General features: G+C 70.8%; 16 protein-coding genes. 11 read left to right on the top strand and 5 right to left on the bottom strand.

What is annotated here, in order from left to right; all coding sequences use genetic code 11:
• Positions 1-48 precede the first annotated feature (48 nt).
• Positions 49-399 carry an ArsR/SmtB family transcription factor gene (locus tag N8I87_RS29950; RefSeq protein WP_263213396.1) on the top strand — a complete coding sequence of 117 codons (351 nt, stop codon included), beginning with the start codon at positions 49-51 and terminating at the stop codon, positions 397-399.
• Between the two features lie 249 nt (positions 400-648).
• Positions 649-2040 (top strand): hypothetical protein, encoded by a 1392-nt coding sequence (locus tag N8I87_RS29945; protein WP_263213394.1) that lies wholly within the window; start codon positions 649-651, stop codon positions 2038-2040.
• A 6-nt stretch (positions 2041-2046) separates the two neighbouring features.
• On the opposite strand, the gene N8I87_RS29940 is transcribed toward N8I87_RS29945, so the two are convergent.
• Positions 2047-2454: a pyrophosphohydrolase domain-containing protein gene (locus N8I87_RS29940; RefSeq protein ID WP_263213393.1), complete on the bottom strand. Its 408-nt coding sequence runs from the start codon at positions 2452-2454 to the stop codon at positions 2047-2049.
• A gap of 88 nt (positions 2455-2542) precedes the next feature.
• On the opposite strand from N8I87_RS29940, the gene N8I87_RS29935 reads away from it, so the two are divergent.
• Positions 2543-3541: a TAXI family TRAP transporter solute-binding subunit gene (locus N8I87_RS29935; protein ID WP_263213391.1), complete on the top strand. Its 999-nt coding sequence runs from the start codon at positions 2543-2545 to the stop codon at positions 3539-3541.
• Between the two features lie 27 nt (positions 3542-3568).
• Here N8I87_RS29935 and N8I87_RS29930 read toward each other — a convergent pair whose 3' ends face one another.
• Together N8I87_RS29930 and N8I87_RS29925 are read right to left on the bottom strand one after the other, a co-directional pair.
• Positions 3569-4972 (bottom strand): sensor histidine kinase, encoded by a 1404-nt coding sequence (locus N8I87_RS29930; protein WP_263213389.1) that lies wholly within the window; start codon positions 4970-4972, stop codon positions 3569-3571.
• Positions 4973-4981: 9 nt separating this feature from the next.
• Positions 4982-5668: a response regulator transcription factor gene (locus tag N8I87_RS29925; RefSeq protein WP_263213388.1), complete on the bottom strand. Its 687-nt coding sequence runs from the start codon at positions 5666-5668 to the stop codon at positions 4982-4984.
• Between the two features lie 298 nt (positions 5669-5966).
• Between N8I87_RS29925 and N8I87_RS29920 the strand changes: the two genes are divergently transcribed.
• The 8 genes from N8I87_RS29920 to N8I87_RS29890 all read left to right on the top strand — a co-directional run bounded on the left by N8I87_RS29920 (position 5967) and on the right by N8I87_RS29890 (position 12740).
• The gene (locus N8I87_RS29920; protein ID WP_263213386.1) at positions 5967-6743 is read left to right on the top strand and encodes an amino acid ABC transporter ATP-binding protein; all 777 of its coding nucleotides are present in this window, start codon (positions 5967-5969) and stop codon (positions 6741-6743) included.
• 89 nt (positions 6744-6832) lie between these two features.
• On the top strand, positions 6833-7750 hold the full coding sequence (locus tag N8I87_RS29915) for a glutamate ABC transporter substrate-binding protein (protein ID WP_263213384.1): 918 nt from the start codon (positions 6833-6835) through the stop codon (positions 7748-7750).
• Between the two features lie 164 nt (positions 7751-7914).
• Complete coding sequence (locus N8I87_RS29910) at positions 7915-8562, top strand: amino acid ABC transporter permease (RefSeq protein ID WP_263213383.1); 648 nt, start codon at positions 7915-7917, stop codon at positions 8560-8562.
• The gene (locus N8I87_RS29905) at positions 8559-9500 is read left to right on the top strand and encodes an amino acid ABC transporter permease (protein ID WP_263213382.1); all 942 of its coding nucleotides are present in this window, start codon (positions 8559-8561) and stop codon (positions 9498-9500) included. Before N8I87_RS29910 ends, N8I87_RS29905 begins: the two co-directional genes overlap by 4 nt.
• Positions 9501-9863: 363 nt before the next feature.
• A complete protein-coding gene (locus tag N8I87_RS29900; RefSeq protein WP_263213381.1) occupies positions 9864-11519 on the top strand; it encodes an FAD-dependent monooxygenase in 1656 nt (551 codons plus the stop codon).
• Between the two features lie 51 nt (positions 11520-11570).
• Positions 11571-11684 carry a putative leader peptide gene (locus tag N8I87_RS44480; protein WP_411577393.1) on the top strand — a complete coding sequence of 38 codons (114 nt, stop codon included), beginning with the start codon at positions 11571-11573 and terminating at the stop codon, positions 11682-11684.
• Positions 11685-11784: 100 nt separating this feature from the next.
• Positions 11785-12330: a cupin domain-containing protein gene (locus N8I87_RS29895; RefSeq protein ID WP_263213379.1), complete on the top strand. Its 546-nt coding sequence runs from the start codon at positions 11785-11787 to the stop codon at positions 12328-12330.
• Entirely contained in the window at positions 12327-12740 is a 414-nt protein-coding gene (locus tag N8I87_RS29890; protein ID WP_263213377.1) for a rhodanese-like domain-containing protein, read from the top strand. The genes N8I87_RS29895 and N8I87_RS29890 overlap by 4 nt, the downstream gene beginning before the upstream one ends.
• 73 nt (positions 12741-12813) lie before the next feature.
• On the opposite strand, the gene N8I87_RS29885 is transcribed toward N8I87_RS29890, so the two are convergent.
• Together N8I87_RS29885 and N8I87_RS29880 are read right to left on the bottom strand one after the other, a co-directional pair.
• A complete protein-coding gene (locus tag N8I87_RS29885) occupies positions 12814-15342 on the bottom strand; it encodes an ABC transporter permease (RefSeq protein WP_263213376.1) in 2529 nt (842 codons plus the stop codon).
• Entirely contained in the window at positions 15339-15953 is a 615-nt protein-coding gene (locus N8I87_RS29880; protein ID WP_263213374.1) for a winged helix-turn-helix domain-containing protein, read from the bottom strand. The genes N8I87_RS29885 and N8I87_RS29880 overlap by 4 nt, the downstream gene beginning before the upstream one ends.
• Positions 15954-16169: the final 216 nt, after the last annotated feature.

Below are 16169 nucleotides of genomic sequence, written 5' to 3'. Positions count from 1 at the left end.
GGTCCGGCAGGCGGTGCCGTGCCGCCATGCCGGAGAAGGGGCGACACCGTGAGTGCGCCGCTGTACCAACTCAAGGCCGAGTTCTTCAAGACACTCGGCCACCCGGCACGCATCCGCGTCCTGGAGCTGCTGAGCGAGCGCGAGCACGCGGTCGCCGAAATGCTGCCCGAGGTGGGCATCGAGCCCGCGCACCTGTCCCAGCAGCTGGCGGTGCTGCGGCGCGCCAACCTGGTCAGGACCCGCAAGGAGGGCGCGAACGTGTACTACTCGCTGACGAGTCCGCACGTCGCCGAGCTCCTGCGGGTGGCCCGCACCATCCTGTCCGGCGTCCTGGCCGGACAGGCCGAGCTCCTCGCCGATCTGCGGGCCGCACAGGGTGAGGAGAAGCCGTCGTCGTAGCGGCGGGGTCGAACGGCGATACGGGTGGGTGATCCGGCCTGCACCGCGGCCTGAAATCGCCGTGGTTCAGGTCACGTTCATATGTGGCCGGATTGTGGACGTCGCCCGTGCAGGGCCATGGCATGCTCATGGCTCGTCACAGAGTTACCGGCCAGTACGACGCATTGCCGCTGTCCGCCGGTACCTCCTTGCCACCCCCCATCCTCAGGAATCACCTTGCGCAGACGCACGAGGCACACGCATGCCCTCATGCCCGCCGTCGCCGTGACCGCCCTCTTGTTCGCCGCCGGATGCTCCTCGGCCCCGCCGCAGGCCGAGCAGCCCGCCGCGGGCCGGAGCCAGCAGACCCAGGGCACGGACAGCACCGCCACGACCGCCGCGGACCACTCGCTCACGGTCGCCGCCGCTCCCGCCACCACCCCGACCGCGGCCGCGGGCCCGGACGGCTCGGGCAGGGCGGCGCACAAGACCACACTCACCGTCAGCTCGTACGACAACAAGACCCGACGGGCCGTCATCTCCCAGCAGAAGAAGCCCGGTTCCCCCTCCCCTTCGGTGTCCTCCCCCTCCCCCGGCGCCTCCGCCGGCCGGCACGAGGCCGCCGTCGGTGACGTCATCGCCAGTGCCCCGGCACCCGGTGCGCCGCACGGTCTGCTCGCCAAGGTCACCAAGGTGATCGGCGAGACGGACAAGGGCACGGAGGTGCAGACCGAGCCCGCCGCGCTCAACGCCCTGCTCGGCGACGACACGGCAAAGGGCACCGTGCCCGTCGACCCGGCCTCCTTCGACATCGACAAGCTGCTGCCCGACGTCAAGGTCTCCTGGTCCAAGACCGGTGATGTGCACGTCGGCCCCAAGGGCGCCACAGTCCCGCTGGGCAGCCTGCGGCTCGACGTCTCCGCCGAGGTGCCCACGCCCGAGGGCGCCCCGGTCTCGGCAGCCGCCTCGGTGTCCGGCTTCGTGCAGGTCGCTCCGCAGGTCGACTTCAAGTACGGCGGCCAGGGCACCGACACCGCGCCCGGCTCCGCGTACCTGGGTGTGTCCGGCGACTGGACCTCGGGCTGGGCCGTCAAGGGCCGCGCCGCCGCCTCCGCCACGCCGCTGCGCATCCCGTTCGCGAAGCTGCACGCCGACCCGGTGCTGCAGGTCGGCCCCGTCCCTGTCGTCGTCAACCTCGACCTGACCTGCTACTTCCAGATCAGCGCCGACGGCAAGGTCACCGTCGATGTGCAGCAGAGCCTCAAGGGCGACTTCAAGGCCGGCGGTACCTTCGGCGCGGGCAAGGGCTGGACCCCGGTGAGCACCTCGGACATGACGAGCACACCGGTCCGGACCTCGGTGACCGCCGACGGGAACGTGAAGACGGCGCTCGGCGCCGAGGCCTCGGTCGGTCTCTACGGCACCGTGGGCGTCACCGCCGACCTGGCGCCGTACCTGCGCGGCGAGGCCTCGGGGACGGTGGAGGCCTCGTCGGACACCACCGGCACGAAGACCACCGGCAAGTGGGGGCTGTACGGCGGCGTGGATCTGTCCGGCACCCTGCGCCTCCAGCTGTCGATCTTCGGTACCCCCGTCCTCCAGCGGAGCATCCCGCTGGGCGCGCTGCACCGTGAGTGGCAGCTGGCGGGCGACTCGCTCTGAGCGACGTCAGGCGCCGCCGGGTATCCATCCCTGGCGGCGCAGGACGGCCGTCACGTCCGGCGCCGCGTAGTGCTCGCCCTTGAGCACCTTGCCGTCGGCCCGGCGGGCGACCTGGCCGTCGGGGCCCAGCTTGCTCATGTTGGAGCGGTGCACCTCGGCGATCACCGCGTCCAGGTCGACGCCGTGGACCAGGGCCGTGCCATAGGCCACGTAGACGACGTCGGCCAGTTCGTGCGCGAGCCGGTCGAGCGGGCCGGAAACCGCGACCTCGGCAACCTCCGCGGCCTCCTCCGCGAGCAGCTCCCCGCGGTGCGCGGCCAGCTCGGCGGACACCTCCGTCGGCCTGCTGCGGGCGTCGAGGCCGAAGGCGAGGTGAAACTCACGGACGAGGTCGGCGGGCGAGGAACTGCTCATACGGCGACTCTAGCGGCCGCCACCGACATTCCCCCCGCGGCGAACCCGGCGCTGGTCAGGACCGCGGGCGGCTGGCAGGATCGCGCGCATGTCCAAGGTCTTCCCCGGTATCGGCAGGCGCCACGCGCTCCAGGGCGCGGCCGCCGGCTTCGTCGCGTTCGGGCTGCTGCTGTGGTGGCTGCTGCCGCTCGGCGAGGAGCCGCCGAGCGGGACGATCGTCTTCAGCACCGGCACACCCCGGGGCGTCTACCAGCAATACGGCGAGCGGCTGCGCACCGAACTCGGCAGGGACATGCCGGGTCTGACAGTGAAGCTCCTGAACAGCGCGGGTTCGCAGGAGAACGTGCGGCGGGTGGCGACCGGGAAGGCCGACTTCACCATCGCGGCGGCCGACGCGGTGGAGTCGTACGAGCTCCAGCGCCTCAGCGGTGCCGGGCGGCTGCGCGGTGTGGCGCGGCTGTACGACGACTACGTCCAGCTCATCGTGCCGCGTGACTCGAGTGTCAGGTCCCTCTCCGACCTGAAGCACAAGCGGGTGGCGATAGGGCTGCCGAACTCGGGGGTGCGGCTGATCGCCGTCCGGCTGCTCAAGGCCGCGGGGATCGATCCCAGGAAGGACATCACGCCGGTGTCCGACGGCATCGACACCGGGCCCGGCAGGCTGGCGCAGGGGAAGATCGACGCGTTCTTCTGGTCCGGCGGGCTGCCCACGAACGGTCTGGCCCAGCTCACCAAGACCTTCGACTTCAGGTTCGTCCCGATCGACGGCGGCGTGGTCAGCAGGCTCCACGCCGAGGGGGACACCACCCGCTACTACCGGGCCACCAACATGCCCGAGTCGGCGTACCCGTCCGTCCAGGAGGGGTCGACGGTGGCCACCATCGCGGTGTCCAACGTGCTGATGACCCGCAAGGACATGGACCCCCGGCTGACCGAGTGGGTCACCCGAACCGTCATCAAGAGCCGCGACGACATCGGCGCCCACGTCCACTCCGCGCAACTGGTCGACCTCCGCACGGCCATCTACACCGACCCGCTCAGGCTGCACGAGGGGGCACGGCGGTACTACCGGTCGGTGAAGCCGTAACGGGGAGCGTGCGCGGCCTCCGCCGCCTCAAGCCACCGTCTCGCTCCTCGGCACCCGCACCGTGACGCTCAGGCCGTGCGGGGCATGGTGCTCGTACTCGATGGAGCCGCCGCCGGCCGCGAGGAGGGCGCGGGTGATGGAGAGGCCGAGGCCGGAGCCCTTGACGTTCTGGTGGCGGCCGCTGCGCCAGAAGCGGTCGCCGACGCGGGCGAGTTCCTCCTCGGTGAGGCCGGGGCCGGTGTCGGTGACCACGACCGTCGAGGACTCGCCGTTGGAGGCGACGGTCACCGTGACGGTGCCGTCCTCCGGTGTGAACTTCACGGCGTTGTCGATCACCGCGTCCAGCGCGCTGGACAGCGTGATCGGGTCGGCCCAGCCGGTGGTCGGCGGGCAGTCGCCGGTCAGCCGGACCCCCTTGGCCTCGGCCGCCGGCGACCACGCGGCCAGCCGCTCGGCGGCCAGCTGTCCGACGTCCGTCAGCCGCAGGTCCGCCTCGGCGTGCTCGGCCAGCGCGAGGTCGAGCAGGTCGTCCAGGACCTGCGCGAGCCGCTTTCCCTCGGTACGGACCGAGGCGATCTCCTCGTTGCCCTCGGGCAGTTCGAGGGCGAGCAGTTCGATGCGCAGCAGCAGCGCCGAGAGCGGGTTGCGCAGCTGGTGCGAGGCGTCGGCGACGAAGGCACGCTGCTGCTCCAGCACGTCCTCGACGTTGTCCGCCATCTCGTTGAACGAACGGGCGAGCCGGCGGAGTTCCGGCGGCCCGCCGGCCACCGCGACCCGGGACTTCAGCCGCCCGGTGGCGATGTCGTGCGTGGTGGCGTCGAGCACGCGTACCGGCTTGAGCACCCAGCCGGTCAGCCGTAGCGCGGCGCCCACGGCCAGCAGCATCGCGGCGATCTCACCGGCCCCGATCAGCAGCCAGCCACTCAGCGTCCGCGACCGCATGGGCCCCGTGGGCGAGTCGGTGAGCACGACCGCCACGACGTCCCCGTCCCGGATCACCGGCGAGGCGACGATGAGGTGGCTGCGCTGCCAGGGCCACACCTGCTCGGGGTCGTGGCTGCGGCGGCTGAGCAGCGCCTCGTCGAAGGCGTCCCGCGCCTCCCCGCTCTGGGGCAGGAACCAGTCGTCGGGGGCGTTGGCCATCGGCACACCGTTGCGGTAGAAGACGCCCGCACGAATGCCGTAGACCCCGTAGTAGCTGGTGAGTTCGCGGCGCAGCATCTCCTGACGGTCGTCCTCGGTCGAGCGCGGGGACCCGGTGCCGTCGGTGACGAACTGGGCGAGCGCCGCGAACCGCGCCGTGTCGTCGATCCGGTCGACGACCACCTTCTGCTGCTGGGCCGCGGCCACGCTGACCGCGAGCGGCAGGCCCAGTGCGAGCAGCACGGCCGCCATCAGGACGATGAGCAGCGGCAGGAGACGTGTGCGCACCCGTCCCCGCTACCCGGCCGGGGCGACGAGTCGGTACCCGACGCCGCGTACGGTCTCGATCAGCGCGGGCATGCGCAGCTTGGCGCGCAGGGAGGCGACGTGCACCTCAAGGGTGCGTCCCGTTCCCTCCCAGCTGGTGCGCCACACCTCGCTGATGATCTGCTCCCGCCGGAAGACGACTCCGGGGCGCTGGGCCAGCAGCGCGAGAAGGTCGAACTCCTTGCGGGTCAGTTGGACGACCGAACCGTCGACGCTGACCTGGCGCGTGGGCAGTTCGATGCACACGGGCCCCAGGCGCAGTGCGTCCTCGGTGCCCGGCACGGCGTCTTCGTGGGCGGTGCGCCGGCTGACGGCGTGGATCCGGGCGAGCAGTTCCCCGGTGTCGTACGGCTTCACCACGTAGTCGTCGGCACCGAGGTTGAGGCCGTGGATGCGGGAGCGCACGTCGGAGCGGGCAGTGACCATGATCACCGGGGTGCTGGTGCGCTTGCGGATCTTGCTGCAGACCTCGTATCCGTCCTGGTCGGGCAGGCCGAGGTCGAGCAGGACCACGCCGAAGCCGGGGCCCTCGGGGACGAGCGCCTGGAGTGCCTCCTCGCCACTGCGGGCGTGCGTGACATGGAATCCGTGTCGCGCGAGGACCGCGGAAAGCGCCGCGGCGACGTGGTTGTCGTCCTCGACGAGCAGCAGTCTCATCCCGGCCCCCTCCGGTTCCGTGGTCGTACGGTTCTGGTTCGTTCTCGGCTTGTAGAAAACGCGCGCACGCGCGCGTGCACCATGTGCAGTCACTCCGATGGATGATGATGGCGTCAAGCGGGTTCCGGTTGCCTGCGGGTTCCGTTACCCGGCCGATACGTGCCCAGGGCACCACTGCTACGACACGTGTCCGATTGCTATCGGATCGTGATGCTCAGATTCCCCTCAGATGTAATGACGCTGGTCATGCGGGGTTACTACATTCCTCCGAAACCGAGGAGGACGGAGCCCGAAAGCGATGACCGAAGTATCGGTGGCCAAGCAAGACATGGCCGCGACCGGCGACCTGGTCGTCCTGCAGAGCGTCAACAAGCACTTCGGCGCGTTGCACGTACTCCAGGACATCGATCTCACGATCGCCCGCGGCGAGGTCGTGGTGGTCATCGGGCCCTCCGGGTCCGGGAAGTCCACCCTGTGCCGCACCATCAACCGCCTGGAGACCATTGACTCGGGCACCATCACGATCGACGGAAAGCCACTGCCCCAAGAGGGCAAGGAGCTGGCCCGGCTGCGGGCGGACGTCGGGATGGTCTTCCAGTCGTTCAACCTCTTCGCGCACAAGACCGTGCTCGAGAACGTGATGCTGGGCCAGATCAAGGTCCGCAAGACCGACAAGAAGCAGGCCGAGGACAAGGCCCGCACCCTGCTCGACCGGGTCGGCGTGGGCACCCAGGCCGACAAGTACCCGGCACAGCTCTCCGGTGGCCAGCAGCAGCGCGTCGCCATCGCGCGCGCTCTGGCCATGGGTCCGAAGGTCATGCTTTTCGACGAGCCGACCTCGGCCCTGGACCCCGAGATGATCAACGAGGTCCTCGAGGTCATGCAACAACTCGCCCGCGACGGGATGACGATGATCGTCGTCACCCACGAGATGGGCTTCGCACGATCGGCTGCAAACCGAGTGGTCTTCATGGCCGACGGCCGGATCGTCGAACAGGCTGCGCCCGACCAGTTCTTCAGCAATCCGCGCAGCGACCGGGCCCGGGAGTTCCTGTCGAAGATCCTGCACCACTGATACCGACTCGGCGCCACCCCCGCCGACCGGTGCCCACGACCAGCCGGAACCACGCAACGCCGAACCTGCCGAATCGAAGGATGTCCACCATGAAGTACCGCACCTCTGCCTCCGCGGCAGTCCTCACCGCCCTCGCGCTCGCCCTGACGGCCTGCGGCGGTGAGTCCGGCAACGCGGGCGACCAGCCCGCCGGCGAGAGCACGGGAGCGAACGCGCCGAAGTTGCCGACGTACGCCGTCGCCACCGGCGTGAAGATCGACTCCCCCACTCTGAAGAAGGCTCAGCAGGCCGGCAAGCTCGTCATCGGCGCCAAGAACGACCAGCCGTTCCTCGGCTTCGAGGACACCACCGGCAAGCGGTCCGGCTTCGACATCGAGATCGCCAGGATGGTTGCGGCGGACCTCGGCTTCAAGCCCGACCAGATCGAGTTCAAGACCGTCGACTCCAACGTCCGCGAGACCACCATCTCCAAGGGCGAGGTCGACCTGTACGTCGGTACGTACACGATCAACGACGAGCGCAAGAAGCAGGTCGGCTTCGCGGGCCCGTACTTCAAGGCCGGCGCGGACCTGCTCATCCGTAAGGATGAGAAGGGCATCACCGGTCCGGACTCGCTCAAGGGCAAGACCGTGTGCTCCATCAAGGGATCGACTCCGCTGCAGGAGATCAAGAAGCCCAAGTACGGTGCGAAGACGGTCGAGCTGTCGAAGTACTCCGAGTGCGTCCAGCAGCTTCTCAACAACGAGGTCGACGCCGTCACCACGGACGACGCCATCCTCAAGGGCTACGCCGCGCAGCGCCCCACCAAGCTCAAGGTGGTCGGCAAGCCGTTCACCCAGGAGCCGTACGGCGTCGGCATGAACAAGGACGACAAGGCCTTGCGCGACGCGGTCAACGACGCGCTGGAAAAGCACGAGAAGAACGGCGACTACAAGAAGGCGTACGAGGCGACGCTCGGTCTGTCCGGCTCGCCGTACGCGGAGCCGCCGGCCGTCAACCGCTACTGAAGCGCTGCTGAGACGTCGCCGCCGAGGCGTCGACTGAGCCGGCCGCTGCCGATCCGGTTGGTTGTGGATCGGCGGCGGCCCGTCGGCCCCTGCCGGCGACGCCGCCCGGCGCACCGTCCCGGACGCGGCCTTCCCTGCCCGTACACCGCCACGAGGACCTCCCCGTGAACGTATTGCTCGACCATCTCGCGGACTTCCGCGAGGGGTTCATCGGCACAGTACTGCTGACCCTGGCCAGCGGACTCGTCGCGATGATGCTGGGGGTCATCATCGCCGGGTTCCGCGTCTCTCCCGTGCCTCCGCTGCGGATGTTCGGCACCGCGTGGGTCACCCTCTTCCGGAACACGCCCCTGACGCTGCTCTTCCTCATCGCGTGGTTCGTCGTGCCGGTCATCTTCGTGCCCGGTCTCAGCCCCTGGATGAAGGCCCTGCTGGCCCTGAGCTTCTACACCTCGGCCTTCGTCTGCGAGGCCGTGCGGTCGGGCATCAACACGGTGCCGCTGGGGCAGGCGGAGGCCGCCCGCTCCCTCGGCATGACCTTCTCCCAGACCCTGCGTCTGATCGTCCTGCCGCAGGCGACGCGGACCGTGATCGCCCCGCTCAGCTCGATCTTCATCGCCCTGACCAAGAACTCGGCGATCGCGGGCGCGTTCAGCGTCACCGAGTTGTTCGGCGTGCAGAAGCTGCTGAGCGACAAGGGCTTCCCCATCACCTGGATCTTCCTGTGGGTGGCTCTGGCCTATCTCGTCATCACCTTCTCGATCAGCGGTCTGTTCCGACTGCTGGAGCGGCGCCTGGGGGTCGCGCGATGACTGCAAGCGTTCTGTTCGACGCGCCGGGCCCCAAGGCCCGCCTGCGCAACCGCCTCTACTCGGTGCTCGGCTCACTGGCGCTGCTCGCGCTGCTCGCCTTCGCCGTGTACCGGCTCGACGCCAAGGGGCAGCTGGACCCCGCGGTCTGGAACATCTTCAACAACGCGGGCGTGCGCACCAACATCCGTGACGGCGTGCTGACCACCTTGAAGGTGTTCGCCGTGGCGGGCGTCCTGTCCCTGGTCCTGGGGCTGCTGCTCGCGGTGGCGCGGCTGTCGGAGCACCGGCCGGTCCGCTGGTTCGCGACCGGCTTCATCGAGCTGTTCCGTGCCGTCCCACTGCTCATCACGATCTATGCCCTGTGGGTGCTGTTCCTGACCTACAAGAACGACCTCGGGGTAGTGGGGGACAACACCGCGTTCTGGGGTCTCGTCATCGGTCTGACCGTCTACAACGGCTGTGTCCAGGCCGAGGTGTTCCGCGCCGGCATCAACGCCGTGCCCCGGGGACAGGTGGAGGCCGCGTACGCGCTCGGCCTGCGCAAGCATCAGGTGATGACGACGCTGCTGCTGCCGCAGGCGGTCCGCTCCATGCTGCCGACGATGATCAGCCAGCTGGTCGTCACCCTGAAGGACACCTCGCTCGGCTACGTCATCACGTACACGGAGCTTCTGTACGCCACCCGGACGATGGCCAACAACATCGTCGTCAACGGAGAGAACCCGTTCACGGCGGTCACCATCGTCGTCGGCGCGATCTACATCGCGATGTGCCTCACCCTTTCCTCGCTCGCGACCTGGATCGAACGTCGGGGGCGCCGTGCGAAGACCGGGGTCGCCGTGGCGGCCGCGGCGGAGCCGGCGGAGCAGCCGGGTGTGCTCGATGTGGCCCATGGGCCCTTGGGGCCGGTCGACGGGGACGCGGACCACACACGGTGAAGTAGTCACGGAGCGCATGTGCGGGCGACAACCAGTGTGCCGCCCGCACATGTGTTACGCCTCAGCCGCCGTCAGTGGACGGGCTTGATGACAGTGCTCGCTGTCATGTCCAGGGGGTCTTGATGGATGGTGGGATGCACGCCGCCCGCATCGCCCGGCAGGCGGACACCGCCGTACCTCCGGCCTGAGGCATCGCTCCGGGCCGTCGGTCGCCCTGATCAACACTCAGCCATGCGGCGGCCCCCGTCACTTGACGCAAACCCCGCCAATGGGTTGCATACGTTCTGTGATCGTGCACCCTGCCCCAACCTCTTGTTCACGCATGTCCGTCAGGGCACAGCTGCGGACAGGGGGCGGCGCGCCGTGGACCCGGTGATCATCGTCGGTGCGGGGCCCGTCGGGCTCACGACGGCCCTGGCGCTGGCCCGTCACGAGGTGCCGTCCGTCGTCCTCGACGAGGGCCCCGGCAGGAACGATCCACGCGCCGCGCGCACGGTCGTCCTGCGCGAGGAGACCGCCGCGCTGATGGAGCGGCTGACCGGGTTCCCGCTCTCCGAGCGGGGCGTGCGCTGGGCCGGATGGCGGTCTCTGCGGCGCAAGCAGGTGATGCGCGAACTCGTCTTCGACGACACCGAACCCGCTCCGCTGCACCTGGCACAGCACGTGCTGACCGAAACCCTGCGCACCGCCCTCGCCGACGAGCCGCTGGTCAGGATCGCCGTCGACAGCCGGCTCGACACCATCGAACAGGAGCGCTCGGGAGTCACCGCGCACACCCGGGGCCCCAAGGGCACCTGGTGGCGGGGCAGTTATCTGGTCGGCTGCGACGGCCCACGCTCGACCGTGCGCAAGCTGCAGGACATCCGCTTCCCCGGCCGTACGGCGGTGGAGCGACACGCCGTCGCCGCGCTGCGCGTGGAACTTCCGTGGCCCGGCCAGGCGTTGCTCCATCGGATGCCGCCGTGGCGGACGTCCTGGCCCTCGGCCGGGGAGGTGACCGCCCGCCCCCTCCCGGACGGCGTGTGGCGCCTGGACTGGCTGCTGCCGCCGGGCAAGGACCTGGTCACGCCCGACCTCCTGGTGACCCATGTCCGCGAGACCCTCGTGGGCTGGACGGACGGCCCCACACCGACGTACGAACTCCTCGACACCGGAGTCCACACGGTGCACCACCGCCTCGCCCGCCGGTGGCGCGCCGGCCGGGTCTTCCTCGCCGGGGACGCGGCGCACCTGCTCGGCACGCTGGGCACCCAGGGGCTGGACGAGGGGCTCAGGGACGCCGACAACCTCGCCTGGAAACTGGCCGTGGCCTGGCACCACGGACCGCACGAGGCACTGCTCGACAGCTACCAGGCGGAGCGGCGCGCGGTGGTCGCCGCCCGGTTGCGCGCCGCCGACCAGGTGCTGCCGGTGCTGCGCGGCAGTGGCGGGCTGCGCTCGTACGTCCCCGGCTCGGGCCGGGGCCATGAGGCACTGCTCACGGACGGTCACCTGGGGCGCGGGACGCTGGGCGCGCCGGGCTCGTACGCCGGTTCACCGCTCGCGCCCCGGCACCTGGAGGCGGAGGTCTCCATCGACACGCCTCCCGGCGCGCCGGTGACCGATGTGCGGGTCACGGCGGAGGACGGCTCTTTCGTACGGCTGCGGGACCGGCTCGGGCGGGGCGCACTGCTCGTCGTGCTGATCGCGCCGGGCACGGGTGTGTGGGACCGCAAGCACTGGGTCTCCGCGGGGCTCATGCCCCGGCTGGCCGCCGCGGTGACCGCGCTGCCGTACCCCGCGGAGCTGCTGGTCGCGGAGGAGTATCCGGGCGCGCCGGCGCACACCGTGCTGCTCGTGCGCCCCGACGGTCACCTGGTCACCGCGCTGAGCGGGGTCCGGCCGGCCGACCTGTACGCGGCGGCGGAGGCGACTCTCGGTGGGGCGGTGAAGGCCGAGAAGGAGACAGAGACAGAGACGGAGTCGGAATCGGAGGCGCAGGCAGAGGCCGGGGCCGGGGCGGGCTCCCGCGCGCGTTGACCGTGAGTGCGGTCACCCTCCGGTCCACATAGTGACTGTCGGTTGACCGCCATGCACCGGCGTGGTCTACTCCGGATCGTGACCGACACCGATGTGCGCCTGTGGCGGAGGGTCCATATGGACCTGGTCCGCTATGCGGGCTGCGTGTGTCGCACGTCCTGCTGAATTCGCATCGCTGAATTCGCCATCCCTCTCTCTTCCCGTCGCACGCCGTTGCCCACATCGCCGCGCGACACCTCAGCGAACGCACCTCAGGACGGTGTATGTGTCTGCCTCTCCCGCTCTTTCCGCCACTCCCCCCGCCCAGGGGTCCGCTTCCGCGCCCACGCAGGCGGACCTCCTCGACTTCGTACGGCGGGTGGCCGCCGACGCCGAGCTGATCGCCTCGCTCCCGCTCGACCCGGAAGGCCGCACCTGGGTGCGACTGGAGGGCCCCGGCGGCAGCGAGGCCTGGCTGATCGGCTGGCCGCCCGGCACCGGCACCGGCTGGCACGACCACGCCGAGTCCGTCGGCGCCTTCATCGCCGCGACGGGCGAGCTCAGGGAGAACTCCCTCGCCGTCCGGCTGCCCGCCGACGGCTGGAGGACCCTGGAACTGACCGACGACGTGGACCGCGAGCGGCAGCTGCCGGCCGGGCAGGGCCGCTCCTTCGGCCGGCACCACGTCCACGAGGTGCTGAACGAGTCCACCGACCGGCACGCGATCTCCGTGCACGCCTACTACCCGCCCCTGCCACGGATCCGCCGCTACAGCCGCACCGGACCGGTGCTGCGCCTGGAACAGGTCGAGCGCCCGGAGGACTGGCAGTGAGCGGGGCGGAGGAGCAGCCGGAAGAACAGCCGGCGGGCATCGACGAGCTGCTGCAGCGGGTGCGCGACGGCTACCGGCGGATCGAGCCGCTGGAGGCGTACGACGCGGTACAGGCCGGCCAGGCCCTGCTGGTCGACATCCGCTATGCGGCCCTGCGCGAGAGGGACGGACTGATCCCCGGCGCGCTCGTCGTGGAGCGCAACGAGCTGGAGTGGCGCCTGGATCCCCGCGGCAGCCATCGCGCCCCCGAGGCGACCGGCCACGACCTGCGTGTCGTGGTGGTCTGCAACGAGGGCTACGCGTCCAGCCTGGCGGCGGCCTCCCTGCACCGCCTTGGCCTGCACCGGGCGACGGACCTGGCCGGTGGCTTCCAGGCGTGGAGGGCGGCAGGGCTGCCGGTCACCTCCTGACGCGCGGTCACTCCTCGGGCGGGCAGTACAGCGGGGCCATGTCCGTGGTCGGCGAGGCTCTTGAGCGCCGGTGCTACTCCTTCGCGGTCGCCACCGTCACCGCGCGCACCCTGAGCGCCACGCGTCCCGGGAGCGCGGTGGCCACGAGGGCGAGAACGGCGGCGACCGCGACGACGGTGACGTACAGCAACGGCGTGACAGTGGGCGCGGCGCGGCCCGTCATACCGATGCCGAACGCGGTCAGCACCGCGAGGGCGATGCCGCTGCCGAGCGCCGTGGCGAGGAGCAGGACCGACAGCGCCTCGGTGCGCAGCATCCGGAGCACCTGGCGCCGGGTCGCCCCGGCCAGGCGGAGCAGCGCGAACTCCCGGACGCGTTCGGAGACCGACATCGCGAGCGTGTTGACCACGGCGATGGCCGTGAAGGCCAGGACGAGCCCCATGGCCAGATAGTTGACCTCGGCGTTCGCCTGCTGCCGGTCGGCCTGGAGCGAGTCGGCGGCGGCCGGAGAAAGAATCCGGAGTCCTGGGAACTTACGGAGAGTAGTCGCGAGTTGTGTCTGTGTACGGGTCGTGCTGACGAGGACGGAGGAGGCGAGCGGGTTGTCGACGTGGTGGGCGACGAGGTCGTGCGCGAAGGTGATGTCGCCGAAGCCGAGACCCCTGGCGTAGACGGCGGCGACGGTGAGCGTGGCGGGCGTTCCGTCGCCGAGAGTGAGTTCCAGAGTGCTGCCGGGCTTCAAGTGGAGCTGATCCGCGGCGAGTTCACTGACCGCGACGGTGTTCCCGGTCAGCCGGTCGAGGGAGCCGGCGGTGACCTTCGGGTCCCAGGTGCGGGTGAGTCCCTCGGGGGTGAGGCCCTGGGCGGCGTACTTGTCCAGGCCGACGCGGACGGTCGTGCGGACCACTTCGGTGACGGCGTCGTCGTGGGTACGAAGCTGCCGTGCGGCCCCGGCCGGGACGCCCGGCCCCTGGGCGGCGACGACCCAGTCCGCGGTGACGCCCTCGCGGGCCTGGGCCCGGGCGGCGCCGCCGAGGGTCGACTGGACGAACAGGACGGTGCAGGTCATGCCGATGAGAAGGGTGAGGGGGGTGACGGCGGAGGCCATCCGGGCGGCGTTCCCGCGCAGGTTGGCGGTCGCGAGCCGCCCGCTGTGACCGGTGAGCCGCAGCGGGCCGGCGAGCAGCAGCGCGGCTGCCCTGACCAGCAGGGGACCGAGCAGGGCGACGGAGGTCGACAGGACCACGACGGCGAGGAAGGTCACGGGAGTCGAGGCGGGCTCGGTGCGCAAGGAGGTGAGGACGACGACGAGGACGACTCCGCCGGCGAGCAGCAGCAGACCGGCGACGATACGCCCCCAGGGGGTGCGGGCGCGCTCGGTCCTGGCCTCGGCCAGTGCCTCGGCCGGGCGGATCCGGGCGATCCGGCGCGAGGCGATACGGGCCGCTGCCCACGCCCCGAACAGGGTCGCCGCCAGGGCGGCGAAGGGCGGGAAGACGCTGACGGTGTGCTGCAGCGTGTCGGGGACGGCCCCCAGGGCGACGAACCGATCGTGCAGCAGACCGCCCAGGGGAAGCCCGAGGAGCGCGCCGACCGTGCCCGCGGCCGCGCCGACGACCAGGGCCTCGTGGCCGAGCAGCCTGCGGATCTGGCCGGACGTGGCGGCGATGGCGCGGAGCAGGGCGAGTTCGCGGTGGCGCTGCTGGACGGAGAGCGCGAAGGTGCCGACGACCACGAGGACGGCCACGAGCAGCGAGGTTCCCCCCATCGCACCGCCCATGCTGACGAGCCGGGTCCGGGCGGCTGCCGCGTCCAGGAACTCGACGGGGCCGCGGGCGTCTCCGCTGCTGACCTGGGCGGTGGTGCCGTGCAGCGTCCGCGCCACCGCCTGTCGCAGCCGGTCCGGGTCCGTGCCCTTGGCGGGGAGAACGCCGTATGCGGTCACCTGCCCTGGGTGCGCGGCCAGTCGGCGGGCCTCGGCGGTGGAGAAGAACAGCGACGTCTGATGGCGTACGTCCGTGGCGGGAGCGGCGATTCCGGAGATCCGGTAGCGGCGCGGGGACTGCGTCGACTGCACGGTGAGGTGGTCACCGGGCCGAAGGCGGGCGCGTGCGGCCAGGTACCGGTCGACGACGAGGTCGGTGGCGGTCTTGGGGGCGGTGCCGGCGATCAGCCGGTACGGCGTGAGCGCGGCGGAGTCCCAGGCGTGTCCGTAGGCGGTACGGCCGCCGGTTCCGGCCGGGGTCAACGGCTCGGCGAGAAAGGTCAGTTCGGGGACGACCCGGGCCGCGCCCGGGGTGCGGGCGAGGGTGCGCTCCAGGCCGACCGGGAGCCAGGCACGTTCGGCGATGGGTTTCGCCTTGTGCTTGATCTTGGTCTTGCCCTTCTTGTGCTTGACGGTGGTCTGGTGGACGTTCTGGTCGGCGGAGACCACGACGGGGGCCGCCGCGTAGCGCTCGGTGCGGATCGTGCCGCGCAGGCCGGTGTCGAGAAGCGTGCCGCAGGCGGTGATGAGTGCGGCCGCGCACATCAGGGCGAAAAAGGCGCCGAGGAATCCGGCCTTGCGGGCACGGACGGTCCGGAGGGCGTAGCGCAGCATCATGAGGGCCGGGTCTCTTTTCTGTTGTCGGTCCGGGTGTTGTGGTCTGCCGGGGCGGGGAAGGCGAGCAGGCGTGTGAGTACGGTGCGGGCGTCGGGCGGGGTGTCGGCCTCGGGGCGCTTGTAGCGGTTGAGGAGGGCGATGTACTCCTCGAAGAACTCATGGAGTTCGGGCAGGGTCAGCCGGATGGTGCCGCGCGAGCAGGGGAAGGCGTCCGCCCATGGGTCGCCCTCTTCCGCGTCCAGCTGGAGCTGCTCGAAGAGCTCCAGATCGGCGGCGTAGGCGTGGTGGTTCAGCTCGTCCATGACGTGCCGGAGTTCCGCGCTCTGTCGGCTGCGCGGCGGGAAGCGCAGGTCGCCGGGGACGGCCCGCCACCAGCGTTCCCGACCCTGGCCGACGGCCGCGGTGGTCTCCTCGACGAAGCCGTACCTGGCGAGTTCACGCAGGTGGTAGCTGGTCGAGCCGGTGTTCAGCCCCAGTGCGCGGGCGAGCGTGGCGGAGGTCGCCGGGCCGTGCAGGGTGAGGTGCTGGAGCATGCGCTGCCGACGCGGGTGGCCGAGCGCCTTGAGCGCGGCAAGGTCGGAGAGCTCGACGGGAACGGGCGGTAGGGGCATGCATACACAGTCGTCTGTGCACAGGTGCCTGTGCACTGCGGTGCTCCGGCCTCTTCGGACGGGGGTTAACCCCACCCCGTCCATGGAGGAGCGGCCCGGCAGGCGTCGCCAGGGGCGAGTGGGCGATGGTCGCCGGGAAGCGGTACGCCCGGTCGGCGAGCACGCGGCGGATCACGTGAGGGATCTAGGCCCTCACGAAGGCCCCTCGGTCGAAGG

Source organism: Streptomyces sp. HUAS 15-9 (assembly GCF_025642155.1).
Taxonomy (GTDB): domain Bacteria; phylum Actinomycetota; class Actinomycetes; order Streptomycetales; family Streptomycetaceae; genus Streptomyces.
This window is presented reverse-complemented; position numbering and strand designations above follow the sequence as displayed.